Source organism: Jutongia sp. SJQ-6, from assembly GCF_054161275.1.
In genome coordinates, this window is record NZ_CP195314.1 from 278490 (window position 1) to 295116 (window position 16627).

At 44.1% G+C, this 16627-nt stretch carries 15 protein-coding genes; all 15 read left to right on the forward strand.

The window, feature by feature from the left end:
• The first annotated feature begins 119 nt into the window (after nt 1-119).
• The 15 genes from miaB (at nt 120) to ACSAJE_RS01290 (ending at nt 16613) form a co-directional block, all read left to right on the forward strand.
• Nucleotides 120-1586, forward strand: coding sequence for a tRNA (N6-isopentenyl adenosine(37)-C2)-methylthiotransferase MiaB (gene miaB / locus ACSAJE_RS01220; RefSeq protein ID WP_118690076.1), 1467 nt, complete (start codon nt 120-122; stop codon nt 1584-1586).
• A 50-nt stretch (nt 1587-1636) separates the two neighbouring features.
• On the forward strand, nt 1637-2677 hold the full coding sequence (locus ACSAJE_RS01225) for a deoxyguanosinetriphosphate triphosphohydrolase (protein ID WP_458009491.1): 1041 nt from the start codon (nt 1637-1639) through the stop codon (nt 2675-2677).
• Between the two features lie 92 nt (nt 2678-2769).
• Entirely contained in the window at nt 2770-4569 is a 1800-nt protein-coding gene (gene dnaG, locus ACSAJE_RS01230; RefSeq protein WP_458009492.1) for a DNA primase, read from the forward strand.
• A gap of 54 nt (nt 4570-4623) precedes the next feature.
• Entirely contained in the window at nt 4624-6012 is a 1389-nt protein-coding gene (rpoD, locus tag ACSAJE_RS01235) for an RNA polymerase sigma factor RpoD (RefSeq protein ID WP_118690079.1), read from the forward strand.
• Nucleotides 6012-6686 (forward strand): tRNA (adenine(22)-N(1))-methyltransferase, encoded by a 675-nt coding sequence (locus ACSAJE_RS01240; RefSeq protein ID WP_458009493.1) that lies wholly within the window; start codon nt 6012-6014, stop codon nt 6684-6686. Before rpoD ends, ACSAJE_RS01240 begins: the two co-directional genes overlap by 1 nt.
• A gap of 40 nt (nt 6687-6726) precedes the next feature.
• Nucleotides 6727-8400 (forward strand): nucleoside kinase, encoded by a 1674-nt coding sequence (locus ACSAJE_RS01245; protein ID WP_118690081.1) that lies wholly within the window; start codon nt 6727-6729, stop codon nt 8398-8400.
• Between the two features lie 148 nt (nt 8401-8548).
• Nucleotides 8549-9397, forward strand: coding sequence for a bifunctional methylenetetrahydrofolate dehydrogenase/methenyltetrahydrofolate cyclohydrolase FolD (gene folD, locus ACSAJE_RS01250; RefSeq protein WP_118690082.1), 849 nt, complete (start codon nt 8549-8551; stop codon nt 9395-9397).
• Between the two features lie 15 nt (nt 9398-9412).
• Complete coding sequence (gene rimO, locus ACSAJE_RS01255) at nt 9413-10765, forward strand: 30S ribosomal protein S12 methylthiotransferase RimO (RefSeq protein ID WP_118690083.1); 1353 nt, start codon at nt 9413-9415, stop codon at nt 10763-10765.
• Nucleotides 10766-10791: 26 nt separating this feature from the next.
• Nucleotides 10792-11334, forward strand: a complete 543-nt coding sequence (gene pgsA / locus ACSAJE_RS01260) for a CDP-diacylglycerol--glycerol-3-phosphate 3-phosphatidyltransferase (RefSeq protein WP_118506488.1) — start codon at nt 10792-10794, stop codon at nt 11332-11334.
• A complete protein-coding gene (locus tag ACSAJE_RS01265; RefSeq protein WP_207665546.1) occupies nt 11318-11827 on the forward strand; it encodes a CinA family protein in 510 nt (169 codons plus the stop codon). Before pgsA ends, ACSAJE_RS01265 begins: the two co-directional genes overlap by 17 nt.
• Entirely contained in the window at nt 11820-13058 is a 1239-nt protein-coding gene (locus ACSAJE_RS01270; RefSeq protein WP_118690084.1) for a BaiN/RdsA family NAD(P)/FAD-dependent oxidoreductase, read from the forward strand. Before ACSAJE_RS01265 ends, ACSAJE_RS01270 begins: the two co-directional genes overlap by 8 nt.
• A gap of 19 nt (nt 13059-13077) precedes the next feature.
• Nucleotides 13078-13737, forward strand: a complete 660-nt coding sequence (gene cmk, locus ACSAJE_RS01275) for a (d)CMP kinase (RefSeq protein ID WP_022026304.1) — start codon at nt 13078-13080, stop codon at nt 13735-13737.
• Between the two features lie 44 nt (nt 13738-13781).
• Nucleotides 13782-14627 carry a 4-hydroxy-3-methylbut-2-enyl diphosphate reductase gene (gene ispH / locus ACSAJE_RS01280; protein WP_118506491.1) on the forward strand — a complete coding sequence of 282 codons (846 nt, stop codon included), beginning with the start codon at nt 13782-13784 and terminating at the stop codon, nt 14625-14627.
• Nucleotides 14611-15720, forward strand: coding sequence for a 30S ribosomal protein S1 (gene rpsA, locus ACSAJE_RS01285; RefSeq protein WP_118690085.1), 1110 nt, complete (start codon nt 14611-14613; stop codon nt 15718-15720). Before ispH ends, rpsA begins: the two co-directional genes overlap by 17 nt.
• 116 nt (nt 15721-15836) lie before the next feature.
• Nucleotides 15837-16613, forward strand: a complete 777-nt coding sequence (locus tag ACSAJE_RS01290) for a CheR family methyltransferase (RefSeq protein ID WP_458009494.1) — start codon at nt 15837-15839, stop codon at nt 16611-16613.
• Nucleotides 16614-16627 lie beyond the last annotated feature (14 nt).

Consider the following 16627-nt stretch of genomic DNA (forward strand, 5'->3'; position numbering starts at 1 on the left):
GCCGGGATCGATATCATTCTTCATGAAATAGAAGCGGTTTTTAGCGGCTTTGACGGACAATGTAATATATGGTATAGTAAAATGATTAGAGAATTTTTCAAGATAGGAGCAGCTAACTTATGGAACACTATACCAATATAAATGCTATGGTGCAGGCGGCAGACCTTACATTACCGCCACCGGAAAAAGAACCGGACAGACAGTATTATTTTATAAAAAAACTGCAGCAGCATATTGCGCAGAAAGAGCAGGAAAAAGGGCGAAAGCTCACATGCAATATTAAAACATTTGGATGTCAGATGAACGCCAGAGATTCGGAAAAGATCCTAGGTATTCTTCAGACGATCGGATATGAGGAGACGGATAGTGAACAGGCAGATCTGGTGCTGTATAATACCTGTACCGTTCGTGAAAATGCAAATCTTAAGGTATATGGAAGGCTAGGGCAGTTAAAACGTTACAAGTCCAAAAATCCGGACATGCTGACGATCCTTTGCGGCTGCATGATGCAGGAGCCGGAAGTTATTGAGCGCATAAAGAAGAGTTATCGCAATGTAGATATTATTTTTGGCACGCATAATATATTTAAGTTGGCAGAATTGCTGGCAATGCGACTGTTTGATCAGGATGCCAAGAGAATGATCATTGATATTTGGAAAGATACAACGGAGATCGTGGAAGAATTGCCAAATTCCCGTAAGTATTCTTTTAAGGGCGGCGTTAATATTATGTTTGGATGCAATAATTTTTGCAGTTACTGTATTGTGCCGTATGTACGTGGACGTGAGCGCAGCCGCGAACCGGAAGATATTATCGAAGAGATCAAAGGTATGGTAGCGGATGGCGTTGTTGAGGTGATGTTACTTGGACAAAATGTAAATTCTTACGGTAAGACGTTAGAGCATCCGATCAGTTTTGCACAGTTATTGCGTCAGGTAGAGCAGATCGAAGGGCTGGAGCGGATCCGTTTTATGACTTCACATCCGAAGGATCTGTCAGATGAGCTGATCGAGGTGATGTCGCAGTCTGATAAAATATGCAAACATCTACATTTGCCACTGCAGTCCGGAAGCAGCCGTCTGCTAAAGATCATGAATCGTCATTATACCAAGGAAAGCTATTTGGAACTGGTAGATAAGATCCGGGCCAAAAATCCGGACATTGCCCTTACGACAGATATTATTGTGGGATTCCCGGGAGAGACAGAAGAAGATTTTGCGGATACGATGGATGTTGTGGAAAAGGTTCAGTATGATAGCGCTTTTACGTTTATATATAGTAAACGCACCGGAACCCCTGCTGCCACTATGGAGAATCAGGTGCCGGAAGAAGTGGTTAAAGAACGTTTCGATCGTTTGTTAGAACGAGTTCAGCAGATTGCCGCAGTACATGCAGGCAAAGATGTCGGCAAAGTTGTGGAGGTATTGGTTGAAGAACAGAATGGACAGGATGCATCTCTTATGACAGGGCGCACCAGTCAAAATTATGTCGTGCATTTTCCGGGAGAAACTTGTTTGATCGGCAAGATCATTCCGGTGAAATTAATTGAAAGCAAAGGCTTTTATTATATGGGAGAACAAGCGTAATATCAATGGCGGTCAGAAAAAGGCGCAGCACTTGAAAAAGGGGGATTTCCATGGCACAGACAAAAAGTTTACGGCAGAAGCAGGAAGAGCGGGAACATCAAATATTAGGTCCGTTTGCATCTTATGCAGATGAGTCCGGAGGTCGCGACCACGAGGAGCCGCAGTGTGATATCCGAACGGATTTTCAGCGTGATCGTGACCGTATTTTGCACTGTAAGGCATTTCGCCGTTTGAAACAGAAAACACAGGTCTTTTTGGCTCCGGAGGGAGATCATTATCGTACCCGTTTAACGCATACGTTGGAAGTGGCGCAAAATGCGCGGACGATCGCACGTGCGCTGCTTTTGAACGAAGATCTGACAGAGGCGATCGCACTTGGTCATGATCTTGGACACACGCCTTTTGGTCACGCCGGAGAGCGCGCACTGAACCGCATCTCTGAGGAATATGGCGGCTTTCATCACAATGAGCAGAGTGTTCGCGTGGTGGAACGGTTGGAAAAAGATGGCAAAGGCTTAAATCTGACGGCAGAAGTACGAGATGGAATCCTCAACCATCAGACAAGTCTGATGCCTATGACATTGGAGGGAAAGATTGTTCGCCTATCGGATAAGATTGCGTATATCAATTCGGATATAGATGATGCGATCCGAGCCGGTATCATACGGGAAGAGGAGATCCCAAAAGAATTGACAGATGTTTTGGGTGATACGACCAACAGTCGCCTGAATACGTTGGTGCATGACATCGTACATAACAGCGAGGGGAAGAATGAGATATGCATGTCATCTGACGTTGAGAAAGCAATGTATGCATTGCGCAAGTTCCTATTTGCTAATGTATATACCAATCCGATCGCCAAGGGCGAAGAGCGCAAAGTTGTACATATGATCGAGCAATTATATGAATATTTTATTCATCATTCTGACAAATTACCGGAAGAATTTTTGGAATTGATCAGGCAAGGGGAAACAACGCAACGTACGGTCTGTGATTTTATTGCGTGCATGAGTGATCGGTATTCAGTAAACCTATATAAAGAGATCATGATACCGAAGTCCTGGTCGGTTCGTGGTGTGGAACACCGATAAAGAAAAATATATTTTGCCTGCAAAAAAGGAAATGGGAAAAAGACGTCGAATAACCCAAATAGAGTGTTTGATTTCGGAAAGGAGGAAACGGTGTGCCCAGATATACAGAAGAACAGATCGAACAGGTTCGGTCGGCAAATGATATAGTTGATGTGATAGGCGCGTCAGTACGATTGAAGCGTTCCGGCAGCGGGTATGTCGGGCTATGTCCGTTTCATAGTGAGAAATCACCGTCCTTTTCCGTGAACCCGGCGAGACAGATGTATAAATGTTTTGGCTGCGGTGTGGGTGGAAATGTGATCACGTTTGTCATGGAATATGAGAATTATTCGTTTCCGGAAGCGATGGAAAGCTTGGCAGAGCGGGCAGGGATCACTTTGCCAAAGCAGGAAATGACTGCCAAGCAAAAACAGGAAGAAAACTTGCGCTCAACGTTATTGGAGATCAATGCCAAGGCGGCAAGATATTATTATGCGACGCTAAAATCTCCACAGGGTAAATTAGGTCTTGAATATCTGCGGGGACGACAGCTTAGCGATGAAACGATCTTAAGGTTCGGTTTAGGTTATGCCGGACAGGGTGGCGGTGAGCTTTACCGCTATTTACGGCATGAAGGGTATGATGATCGCATTTTGCGTGAGACCGGATTGTTTAAGATGGATGAGCGTGGCGTTTATGATAAATTTTGGAACCGTGTTATGTTCCCGATCATGGATGTGAATAACCGGGTTATTGGTTTTGGAGGAAGAGTTATGGGGGATGCCAAGCCGAAATATTTGAATTCTCCAGAAACAAAACTTTTTGACAAGAGCCGTAATCTGTTTGGCCTCAATTATGCAAAGCAGGGCAAACGTAAGAAGTTTATTCTTTGTGAGGGATATATGGATGTGATCGCATTGCATCAGGCAGGATTTAGTGGTGCAGTGGCATCGTTAGGTACTGCATTTACAGAGCAGCAGGCCAATCTGCTTCGAAGATATACTGATGAAATCTATCTGACGTATGATAGTGACGAGGCGGGAGTCAAAGCAGCACTGCGTGCAATACCGATATTAAGGCGTGCAGGTATTACGGGACGTGTGGTTCATATGGAGCCATACAAAGACCCGGATGAGTTTATCAAGGGACTTGGCAGTGATGCGTTTGAAGAACGTCTGGAACAAGCACAGAACAGTTTCTTTTTTGAAGTAGATGTGCTTCGAAAACAGCACAATCTGAGTGATCCGGAGGAAAAGACAAAGTTTGTGCATGGAATGGCACGTAAACTTTTGGTGTTTGATGACAAAGTGCAGCGGGATAGTTATTTGGAGGCGTTATCTGCTAAGTATAGTGTTCCGAAGGAAGATTTAAGATCCCTCGTGATCCGCTACAGCAATATGGAGCCGGAAGGTTATCGGGAGGTCATGGAAGAACGACATGAACAGAGCAGAAGAAAGGCGATCCGCAAGGATCCGGAGGGAATGGCATATACGTATCGGCTGTTTTTGTCTTGGTTGATCGAACAGCCGGCCCTTTATGAACAGGTTAAACACATTGTGCATGTTGAGGATTTCTTAGAGGAGCCGTATCGTCAGGTGGCGGGGCTGCTATACGAGCAGCTGGAACGCGGACAAGCAGAACCGGCACAGATCATCAGTCGGTTTGAAGATGTAGAAGAGCAGCGGATGGTGGCAGGAATGTTTCAGACAACATTATCTGCGAAGATGGACAACCGTGAAAAAGAAAAGGCGGTCAACGAATTGATCCATCGGATCAAGGAGCGCAGTATAGAACATCAGACAAGAACTTTGACGGATTTTTCACAGCTTCAGGATCTTGTCCGCCAGAAAAAAGAACTGGAATCTCCGGGAAAACTGCATATTTCCCTGACAGGAGATCAGAATAGACAATAGATACAATGGAAAAACCCGGATATCCCGGTACACAGATAGAAAGGAAGGAACAACATGGCAACAGAAAAGAAACAGGCGGAGCTGCAGGAGACAGTCGTTTCCGAGACAAAGGAAAAGAAACAGACCAAAACTGCTAAGAAGGCGAGCACAACGAAAAAAACGTCTGCTTCTAAGGCAGAGACAAAAGCGGAGTCTGAGAAGGCAGCTAAGACAACGACGAAAAAGCAGTCGGCTGCGAAAGAACCTGCGGAGAAAAAGCAGACGAAAAAGGCATCTGCCGCAACGACGAAGAAGGCATCTGCCAAAGAAGCAAAAGCGACAGAAGATGAGACAAAGAAATTTATGGAGCGCATGAGAGCATTGTTAGATCTTGCAAAAAGTAAGAAAAATGTGTTAGAGATCGCAGAGATCAACAATTTTTTTAAGGATATTGATCTGACAGAGGAGCGTATCGAAAAGATCATAGAGTTTTTGGAACAAAAAAATGTGGATGTTTTACAGATTTCGGAGGATAAAGATACCGATGATGATATGATCTTGGAACTGGAGAATAATGGGGAAGTTCCGGACGATGATGAGATCGAGAATATCGATCTGTCTGTGCCGGATGGTATCAGTATTGAGGATCCGGTACGTATGTATCTGAAAGAGATCGGTAAAGTTCCGCTTCTTACTGCGGATGAAGAGGTTGAGCTTGCAAAACGTATGGAAGAGGGCGATGTGGAGGCTAAGAAGAAGTTAGCAGAAGCCAATCTTCGTCTCGTAGTCAGCATTGCAAAGCGTTATGTTGGTCGCGGAATGCTGTTTTTGGATCTGATCCAGGAAGGAAATCTTGGCCTGATCAAGGCAGTAGAAAAGTTTGATTACAAGAAGGGATATAAATTCAGTACGTACGCAACTTGGTGGATCCGTCAGGCAATCACACGTGCGATTGCAGATCAGGCGAGAACGATCCGTATCCCGGTTCATATGGTAGAGACGATTAACAAGTTTGTACGTGTTCAGCGTCAGTTATTGCAGGAACTTGGCAGAGAACCATATCCGGAAGAGATCGCAGAACAGATGGGCATGCCGGTAGAGCGTGTTCGTGAGATTCAGAAGATCTCTTTAGAGCCGGTTTCTTTGGAAACACCGATCGGTGAAGAGGAAGACAGTCATTTGGGTGATTTCATTCAGGATGATAATGTACCGGTTCCGGCAGAGGCAGCAGCGTTTACGTTGCTCCGTGAGCAGTTGGATGAAGTGCTTGGCACGTTGACGGATCGTGAGCAGAAGGTGCTCAAACTTCGTTTTGGCTTGGAAGACGGCAGAGCCAGAACATTGGAAGAAGTTGGTAAGGAGTTTAAGGTGACCAGAGAGCGTATCCGCCAGATCGAAGCGAAAGCTTTGCGCAAATTGAGACATCCGAGCCGCAGCCGCAAATTAAAGGATTATTTGGAGTAATGCAGTTATCTAAACGATTGCAGACCGTGGCGCATCTCGTACACTCTGGCGGTGTTGTTGCTGATATTGGATGTGACCATGGATTTACCATTATATATTTGGTGATGAATCAGCTTGCATCGGCAGGGATTGCTATGGATGTGGCAGATGGACCGTTAATGCGTGCGAAAGAACATATACATCAGTATGGACTCGATAACAGGATCGCATTACGTAAGTCAGATGGTTTGCAGCAGCTTGTAGAAGGCGAGGCAGATACAATATTGATCAGCGGCATCGGTGGAGCTTTGATGGAACGTATTTTGCGGGAATTTCCGCACGTAACACAGTCTGCGAAAGAACTGGTACTTTCGCCTCAGTCAGAGATATACAAAGTACGTCATGCGCTGCACGATCTGGGTTTTGTGATCGCACAGGAAGAGATGGTATTTGATCAGGGTAAATATTATACGATCATACGGTGTGAGAGGGGCAGTGAGCATTACTTCACGGAGGAAGAATATATATATGGAGGGTACCTGATGCGAACGAGACATCCGGTATTTCTGGAATATATGCAAAAAGAGCTTGCGCGGGTGCAGCGTGTTTTGGAGGCAATGCCGGATACACAGCCGGCGAAGAGGCAGATTCTTCAGGAACAGCAGACTATCTCAGATATTTTGAATCCGAGATAACAGGCTGCATTGTCAGTGACAGAAAGGCAAAGGTGTTGTTATGGGGAAACAGATTAAAGTGGAAGTGATCATTGGCGCTAAAAGGATTCCTAAAACTTACGAAGAGGGAGTTACCTATGAGCAGGTGGCCAAAGAAGTACAATCGGCATATTCATATCCGATCATTCTAGCCAGACGTGGCGGTAAATTGGTGGAATTAAATAAGCGGATCCGTGAGGATGTCCAGATATGTTTTATGACGACGGCAGATGACAGTGGGCACAAGACGTATGTTCGTGGTGTGACATTACTGATGTTACGCGCGTTTTATGCGGTCTGCAAAGGGCAGCCGTTGGAAAATGTATATGTGAAATATCAGATCGGCGATAGCTGTTACTGCGAAGTGAGCGGTGTCCCTGTGACGGAATCTTTGCTGCAGCAGGTTGAACAGTATATGAAAGAACTGGTACATAGAGATATTCCATTTTTGAAACGGTCGGTAGATACTTCCGAAGCACTGCGTATTTTTGAAAAATATGGCATGATGGATAAGAAAAAATTATTTGAATATCGTCGTGTTTCCAAGGTAAATATATATACATTAGACGGATTTGAGGATTATTATTATGGTTATATGCCGGCAAGTACCGGTGTACTTCAGTATTTCAGTTTAGAGCCATATGAAAACGGATTTATGCTGAATCTGCCCAATAGCAAAACTCCGGATCAAACAACATTGCACAAACCAAGTCCAAAGTTGTTTGCAACCTTGCAGGAGGCGAAATCGTGGGGCAAGATGGTGGATGTTGATACGGTAGGTGCGTTGAATGATGTGATCTCGCATGGTGGTGCGCCGGAACTTATATTGGTACAGGAAGCACTTCAGGAGAAAAAGATTGCGCAGATCGCAGAGCAGATCGCCAATGACCCAAGTAAGAAATTTGTCATGATCGCAGGTCCGTCTTCTTCCGGTAAGACATCATTTTCTCATCGCTTGTCGATTCAGCTTCGAACACTCGGAGTGCATCCGCATCCGATCGCATTAGACAATTATTTTGTAGACCGCGATGAAACACCGTTAGATGAAAATGGCAATTATAACTTTGAATGTCTTGAAGCAATCGATGTTAAACTGTTTAATCAGCAGATGAATGAGCTGCTTGCCGGAAAACGTGTCGAACTGCCGACTTTTAATTTTGTGACCGGTCAAAAAGAATATAAAGGAGATTATAAGCAGTTAGGTGAGGATGATATATTAGTGATCGAGGGGATCCACGGCTTGAATGATAAATTATCTTATACGCTTCCAAAAGAAAGTAAGTTTAAGATATACATCAGTGCGCTGACCCAGATCAACATTGATGAGCATAATCGGATTTCTACGACAGATGGCAGATTGATCCGGCGAATGGTACGTGATGCCAGAACAAGAGGCGCTTCGGCCGCTCGCACGATCGGTATGTGGCCATCGGTACGCCGCGGGGAAGATCAATATATATTCCCATTTCAGGAAGAGGCGGATGTTATGTTTAACTCGGCACTGATTTATGAGCTTGCTGTTTTAAAACCGTATGCAGAAGCAATCCTCTTTGGAATACCGAAGGATGCACCGGAGTATATCGAGGCAAAGCGTCTGCTTAAGTTTTTGGATTATTTCATTGGGATCAGCAGTGAAGACATCCCGAAAAATTCACTGATGCGTGAATTTGTGGGAGGCAGTGTCTTTAATGTATAGGATTAATCTGTATAGAAAATTGCAACATTGACAGCAGGGCTGTATTAGGCACACATAATACAGTTTTTCCAGATCTGTCAGCAGGCAGTGTAGGACGGTCGGCAGATATGATAGATAACATGGTGTGCAGAAATGAGGACAAAAAGATATGGCACAGATTATTGATGGAAAGAAAATTTCAACACAGATCAAAGATGAGGTGAAAGAGCAGGTTGCTGCTCTGAAACAAAAAGGAATTGATGTAACTTTGGCCGTGATTCAGGTTGGTAAAGATCCTGCATCTACTGTATATGTCGGCAACAAAAAGAAGGCCTGCGAATATGTAGGTATTCGTTCTTTGGCATATGAACTGCCGGAAGAGACCAGTGAGCAGGAGCTTTTGGAGTTAGTACAATCGCTCAATGCTAAAGAAGATGTCGATGGCATTTTAGTTCAACTTCCGCTGCCAAAGCATATTGATGAGGATAAAGTGATCCGTACGATTTCGCCGGACAAAGATGTGGATGGTTTTCATCCGGAGAGCGTAGGACGTCTAAGTATTGGGCAGCCGGGCTTTGTTTCCTGTACACCGGCAGGGATCATCCAGCTTTTGAAACGTTCTGGAATAACGATTGACGGCAAAGAATGTGTTATTATCGGTCGGAGTAATATTGTTGGTAAACCGATGGGAATGCTCTTACTTAGGGAAAATGGAACGGTGACGATCTGTCATTCACACACTCCGGATCTGAAGACGGTTGCCAAGCGTGCAGATATTTTAGTCGTTGCGATCGGCAAGGCGAAGTTTGTAGATGCTTCTTATGTGAAAGACGGGGCCGCTGTCATTGACGTAGGAATGGATCGTGATGAAAATGGCAAGTTGTGTGGTGATGTTGACTTTGCTTCTGTTGAACCGGTTGCAGGGGCGATCACACCGGTTCCGGGAGGCGTTGGTCCGATGACGATCGCAATGCTTATGAACAATTGTGTGGAATCTGCACAGAGAAAACATTGTTAGAAATGGAGACTACGAATGGAACAACAGAATGTAACACCAATTTATTTTGTGTCGTTAGGGTGTGACAAAAATCTTGTGGACAGTGAAATGATGATCACTTCACTGCGGGAACAGGGCTTTCGTCTTGTGAATGAAGAGACAGAGGCAGAAGTGATTGTTGTAAATACCTGCTGTTTTATTGGGGATGCCAAGGAAGAAAGTATCAATACATTGTTAGAAATGGCGTCCTACAAGGAAACAGCTAAATGTAAGCTGCTTGTGGCTGCGGGATGCCTGGCTCAGCGTTACCATAAAGAGATACAAACGGAGATACCGGAAGTCGATATTATTGTCGGCACAATGGGGTATGAAAATCTCGCGGAAACGATCCGCGAAGAGTTAAAAGAGCATCAGGGTGTTGTTGAGACATTACAGAATATTGATTATCTGCCGACGCCGCTGACGAATCGAGATAGTATGTCCGGTGGATATTATGCATATCTTAAGATTGCAGAAGGCTGTGATAAATGCTGTACGTACTGCGTGATCCCGAAAGTACGCGGACATTATCGCAGTGTTCCGATGGAGAATCTGCTTGCACAGGCAGAACATCTGGTTCAAAACGGAGCCAAAGAGCTGATCTTGGTGGCACAAGAGACAACATTATATGGTGTGGATCTATATGGACACAAGAGCCTTCCTGAGCTTTTGGAAAAATTATCGGAATTAGAGGAGCTGAAATGGATCCGCATTTTATACTGCTATCCGGAGGAAATCACAAAAGAGCTGGTTCATGCGATCAAAACGCTTCCGAAAGTATGTCATTATCTGGATATTCCGATCCAGCACGGTTCTGATAGCATATTAAAGCGGATGGGGCGGCGTACCAATAGCAAAGAACTGCGGGATATGGTACATTATCTGCGTCAGGAGATTCCGGATATTGCACTTAGAACAACATTGATCACAGGATTTCCCGGCGAGAGTGAGCAGGATTTCGAACAGCTGAAAGAATTTGTGGAGGAACTTCGATTCGATCGACTTGGTGTATTTACGTACTCAAGGGAAGAAGATACACCGGCAGCCGCAATGGAGGAACAGGTGCCGGAAGAAGTTGCAGAAAAGCGGCGGGATGAGATCATGCAGATCCAGCAAAAGATTGCTTTTGAGAAGACGTCGGCACAGATTGGACGTGCTTTAGAAGTAATGGTAGAGGGGTCCCTGCCGGAAGATGGTGTTTATATTACGAGGACGTATATGGATGCACCGGAAGTGGACGGGTATGTATTTGTGGCAACTGATTGGAATCTGATGTCGGGAGATTTCTTAAACGTCAAGATTACCGGTGCAGATGAGTATGATCTCATTGGAGAGGTCATAGAGGAATAAGAGAATAGAATTGAAGGAGGATAAATATGAATTTACCAAATAAGATTACGATGCTTCGTGTATTTTTAATACCTTTTTTTGTTGTGTTTATGCTTGTATCAGCCATCCCTTATAGCAAATATATTGCATTAGTTGTTTTTGTTGTAGCAAGTCTGACGGATACCTTAGATGGTTATATCGCCAGAAAGTATAAACTTGTATCCAATTTTGGAAAATTCATGGATCCGTTGGCAGATAAATTATTAGTTTCTTCGGCGATGATCTGTCTGGTGTCCTTAAACAGAATTCCGGCTTGGGTTGTTATTGTGATCATAAGCCGTGAGTTTATCATTAGTGGATTTCGTCTGGTCGCATCGGATGCCGGTGTCGTGATAGCAGCGAGCTGGTGGGGCAAGATAAAAACAGTTGTACAGATGATCATGGTCATTGTCTTGATCTTGTCTATACACAATCCGGTTGTTGCTGTGATCGAGCAGATATTGATCTATTTAGCACTGGTACTTACGGTGGTATCGTTATTGGATTATTTGATCAAAAATTGGAAGGTTATGGATGATGGAAAGATGTAATGAGATAAGAGTACCATCTGAGGAGGCGGTACAGTTAGTAGAATATTGTATCCAAAACGGTTATAAGATTTCTACAGCGGAGTCATGTACCGGAGGCCTGATCGCGGCGGGTATTGTAGATGTACCGGGTGCATCAAATGTCTTTGAAGAGGGATATGTTACGTACGCAGACCGGGTTAAACAAAAACTGCTTCATGTATCCGTGACAACGATTCAAAAGTATACGGTGGTAAGTGCGCAGGTGGCTGAAGAAATGGCGCTTGGAACAGCGCAGGCCAGTGGAGCCGATATTTCTGTTACGACAACAGGTTATGCAGGACCGGAAGATGGTGAAGATGGGACACCGGCAGGAACCGTTTACATCGGAACCTGCTTTCGGGGGTGCGCAGAGAGCAGAAAATATTGCTTTGACGGTGATCGTGGGCAGGTGCGCTTGCAGGCAGCCCGTGAGGCAATGAAATTTGCATTAGAAAGGATGAAACAGATTGAGTGAGGTGATCGTTGTAGGCGGTGGAGCAGCCGGTATGATGGCAGCTATTGCGGCAGCGGACTGTGGACATCAGGTAACCATTATAGAAAAGAATGAAAAATTAGGGAAAAAATTATTTATTACAGGAAAAGGCCGGTGTAATATCACCAATGACAGTGATGTAGAGAATCATTTGAATCATGTGATCTCCAATCCGAAATTTATGTACAGTGCCTTTTATAGTTTTGACAGCAGCCGTATGATCGACTTCTTGGAACAGGAAGGTCTGGCGGTAAAGACAGAGCGCGGCAATCGCGTGTTTCCGCAGTCTGATAAGTCTTCCGATGTGCTGCAAACACTGCAGAAAGCACTTCGCAGAAGAAATGTTACGGTCAGATTGCATACGAAGATGACAGGACTTATGATCGAAGATCATATTTGTAAAGGTGTAAAAGTACAGAGTTATCATGGTGCATTGGAAACACTGGCAGCGGATGATGTCATCCTTACAACGGGGGGACTTGCATATCCTTCTACCGGATCGACAGGTGATGGACAACGACTGCTGAAACAGGCAGGAGTTGCTTTAGAACCATGTTATCCGGCGTTAGTGCCTGTTGAGACGGTAGAAGAGTGGCCAATCAGACTTCAGGGATTATCGCTTCGCAATGTGTCGTTGCGCGTGGAACGTGGATCGCATAAAATATACGAGGAACAGGGAGAAATGCTATTTACGCATTTTGGTGTAAGCGGACCATTGGTCTTGTCGGCGAGCAGCCTGCTCGGTCGTAAAGGTGCCAAAGACTGTAAACTGCATATTGACTTGAAACCGGCCTTGTCGGAAGAACAGTTAGATGAACGGTTACAGCGTGATTTTGCCGCACAAAAAAACAGCATGTTTAAAAATAGTCTGGGAAAGCTGCTGCCGTCAAAATTGATCCCGGTTATCGTGGAACTTTCCGAGATCACGCCGGATAAGCAGGTCAATGAGGTGACTAGGCAGGAGCGGCACAGACTGGTTAAGCTATGCAAAGATCTCACCTGTACCGTCAAAAAGCTGCGGGATTTTCCGGAAGCGATCGTTACCGGAGGAGGCATTTCCGTAAAGGCGATCAATCCGGCAACTATGGAATTAAAGGAGATTTCACATTTATTTGCCGCCGGAGAGCTGATCGATGTAGATAGTGTGACGGGAGGGTATAATCTTCAGGTTGCGTGGTCAACCGGGTATTTGGCAGGAATATCAGTGTATTGAATGATAATGGAGGATAGATATGTATAATATTGCAATTGACGGACCGGCAGGAGCCGGCAAAAGTACTATTGCCAAGATGGCAGCGAAGAAACTGGATTTCATTTATGTAGATACCGGAGCTATGTATCGTGCGATGGCGCTGTATTTTCTGCGCCGGGAAATTGATGCAAAAGATGAGAAAAAGATTGCAGAGGCCTGTGAGCATATCAATGTGACGATTGCTTATCAGGAGGGAGAACAGCAGGTACTTCTTAACGGTGAAAATGTCAATGCCTTTATTCGTACGGAAGAGGTTAGCATGATGACATCTAATACTTCAAAATATCCTGCTGTACGTGAGAAACTTCTTTATTTACAGCGGGAACTTGCGGCAGCTAACAATGTGATCATGGACGGCCGGGATATTGGAACTTGTGTCCTGCCGGATGCAGAGCTTAAGATATATCTTACAGCCAGTGCATCGGAGCGAGCTAAAAGACGTTATTTGGAGCAGAAGGAACGCGGTGTGGAAAGTGATCTTGCCCAGATCGAAAGGGATATTATTGCACGTGATGAGCAGGATATGAATCGTGAGATCGCTCCGTTAAAGCAGGCAGAAGATGCTATTTATCTAGACACCTCTGATATGACGATCGAGGAAGTAGTGACAAAGATCGTATCACTCGTTCAAAAGGCCTGAACAAAACGGATCTTTGTGGGCATAGAAAGGATTGAAAGATTTGTATGAAAGTTACATTGGCTAAGAGTGCGGGCTTTTGCTTTGGAGTGAAGCGGGCAGTGGAAATGGTTTATAAGGAAGCGGAGACGGGAAAGAAAGTATATACGCTTGGTCCGATCATTCACAATGAGCAGGTTGTGCAGGATCTGGAACAAAAAGGTGTGCGTGTGATCGATACGCCGGAAGAACTTTCCAAAGCGGAGGATGCGACGGTGATCATCCGCTCACATGGCATCAGCGCAGACGTGTATCATCAACTGGAAGACAAAAAGGTTCGCATTGTTGATGCGACCTGTCCTTTTGTCAGCAAGATCCATCGCATTGTTGAGAAAAAATATCAGGAAGGAAGCTGTATTGTCATTGTCGGCAATGCAAACCATCCGGAAGTGGAAGGGATCAATGGCTGGTGCAATGGCGCAGCTACAGTGATCGGAAGCGTTTCGGAGGCAGAAAATTATAGTCAGGAACCAGCCAGGAAACTTTGTGTTGTGGCACAAACGACATTTAATTACAAGAAATTTAAAGATATAGTTGATATTTTTTCGAAAAAGAGTTATGATATAGACGTTATGAATACAATTTGCAACGCTACCGAAGAGCGTCAGACGGAAGCGGCAGCCATTGCCGGTGACTCCGACGCAATGATAGTGATAGGTGGAAAACATAGTTCGAACACGCAGAAACTGTATGAAATATGCAAGAATGTGTGTCCGGACACACATTTTATACAGACACTTGATGACTTGGATTTGAAGCAATTTCAATCTTTTCGTAGCGTGGGTATTACTGCAGGGGCCTCGACCCCAAATACTATTATTAAGGAGGTTCAATCATATGTCAGAAATGAATAATGAGTTTGAACAGTTATTGGAAGAAACATCATTAGTAACAATCCACAATGGAGAGGTTGTAGAAGGGACAGTCATCAGCGTTAAGGAAGATGAGATCGTTCTTAACATCGGCTACAAAGCAGATGGTATCATTACTAGAAATGAGTATAGTAATCAATCCGGCATCGACTTAAGAGATGTTGTGAAAGAAGGCGACAAAATGAACGCCAAGGTACTCAAGGTGAATGATGGTGAGGGACAGGTATTATTAACATACAAACGCCTTGCTATGGAGAAGAGTAATGAGCGCATTCGTGAAGCATTTGAGAATAAAGAAGTACTTACAGCTAAGGTTGTCAATGTATTAACAGGTGGCTTGAGTGTCATCGTTGATGAGACTAAGATCTTTATTCCAGCCAGCCTTGTATCTGATACTTATGAGAAAGATCTTTCTAAGTATGCAGGACAGGAGATTGAGTTCGTTGTCAGCGAGTTTAATCCAAAGAAGAGAAGAATCATTGGTGATAGAAAGCAGCTTTTGGTTGCAGAGAAGAAGAAGAAACAGGAAGAGCTTTTTGCAAGAATTCATGTTGGCGATACTGTAGAAGGTGTTGTTAAGAATTTGACAGATTTCGGTGCATTCATCGATCTTGGCGGAGCAGACGGACTTCTTCATATTTCAGAGATGTCTTGGGGACGTGTTGAAAATCCTAGAAAGGTATTCAACGTTGGCGACAAGACTAAGGTTCTTATTAAAGACATCAAAGACGATAAGATTGCATTGAGCCTGAAGTTTGAGGATCAGAATCCATGGTTAAATGCTGATGGAAAATATAGCGTTGGTTCTGTTGTGAAGGGTAAAGTTGCACGTATGGCTGATTTCGGTGCATTCATTGAGTTAGAGCCTGGTGTTGATGCTTTACTGCATGTATCTCAGATCTCTAAGGAGCATGTTGATAAGCCGTCTGATGTATTGAAAGTTGGTCAGGAAGTGGAAGCTAAAGTTGTTGATTTCAATAGCGAAGATCACAAGATCAGCCTGAGCATCAAGGCTTTATTGAATGACTCACAGGCGGAGGAAGAAGAGGATGTCGCTGAAGAGCCAGCAGAGTAATAGTAGGTAATCGCTCGCCAATCCGTACTTGTACGGGTTGGCGATTTTTTTCGTATAGGGTTTTCGTTTGTGCGAAAAGTATGGAATGAAATTTGCGTATGTAAAGGAGGTCAGAAATGGGCGATTATGAGTTGTTTAAGAAACAGGTATTCGGGTTGACCCAGATAGACCTGAGTTGTTATAAAGAACGTCAGATGAAACGACGCATTGATGCGTTGATCACAAAGTGCAAGATTACATCATACGAGGAGTATATCCGATTGCTAAAGACAGATAAAGTGAGATTGGATGAGTTTGTGGCATACTTGACCATTAATGTATCTGAATTCTATCGCAATCCGGAGCAATGGAAGCTGCTGGAGGATGAGATGCTTCCGTATTTATTTGAGCGCTTTGGCAATGATCTGCATATATGGAGTGCTGCCTGCTCGACAGGAGATGAACCGTATACACTTGTTATGCTGTTAGCAAAGTTTATTCCGCTGGATAAGATCCATGTTTATGCGACGGATATTGACAGACAAGTGTTAGAAAAGGCGCAGATAGGTATTTATGATGAAAAGAGCTTAAAAGGACTACCGAAAGAATTTGTGTCGAAATATTTTACACAGGTTTCTGACCGGAGTTATCAGATCAGTGATCAGATCAAGCGTTGTGTCAAATTTTGTCAACATAATCTGCTGAAGGATAGATATCCAAAAGAATGTGATCTGATCGTCTGCCGTAATGTGATGATTTATTTTACGGAGGAAGCCAAAAAGGAGATATATCAAAAGTTTAATGCATCCCTTAAAAAAGACGGGTTGTTGTTTGTTGGAAGTACAGAACAGATCATATCGCCCGGCAATATCGGATTTGCAAGTTTTAAGTCATTTTTTTATAAACGCTTATAGTGTGGATAGTGAAA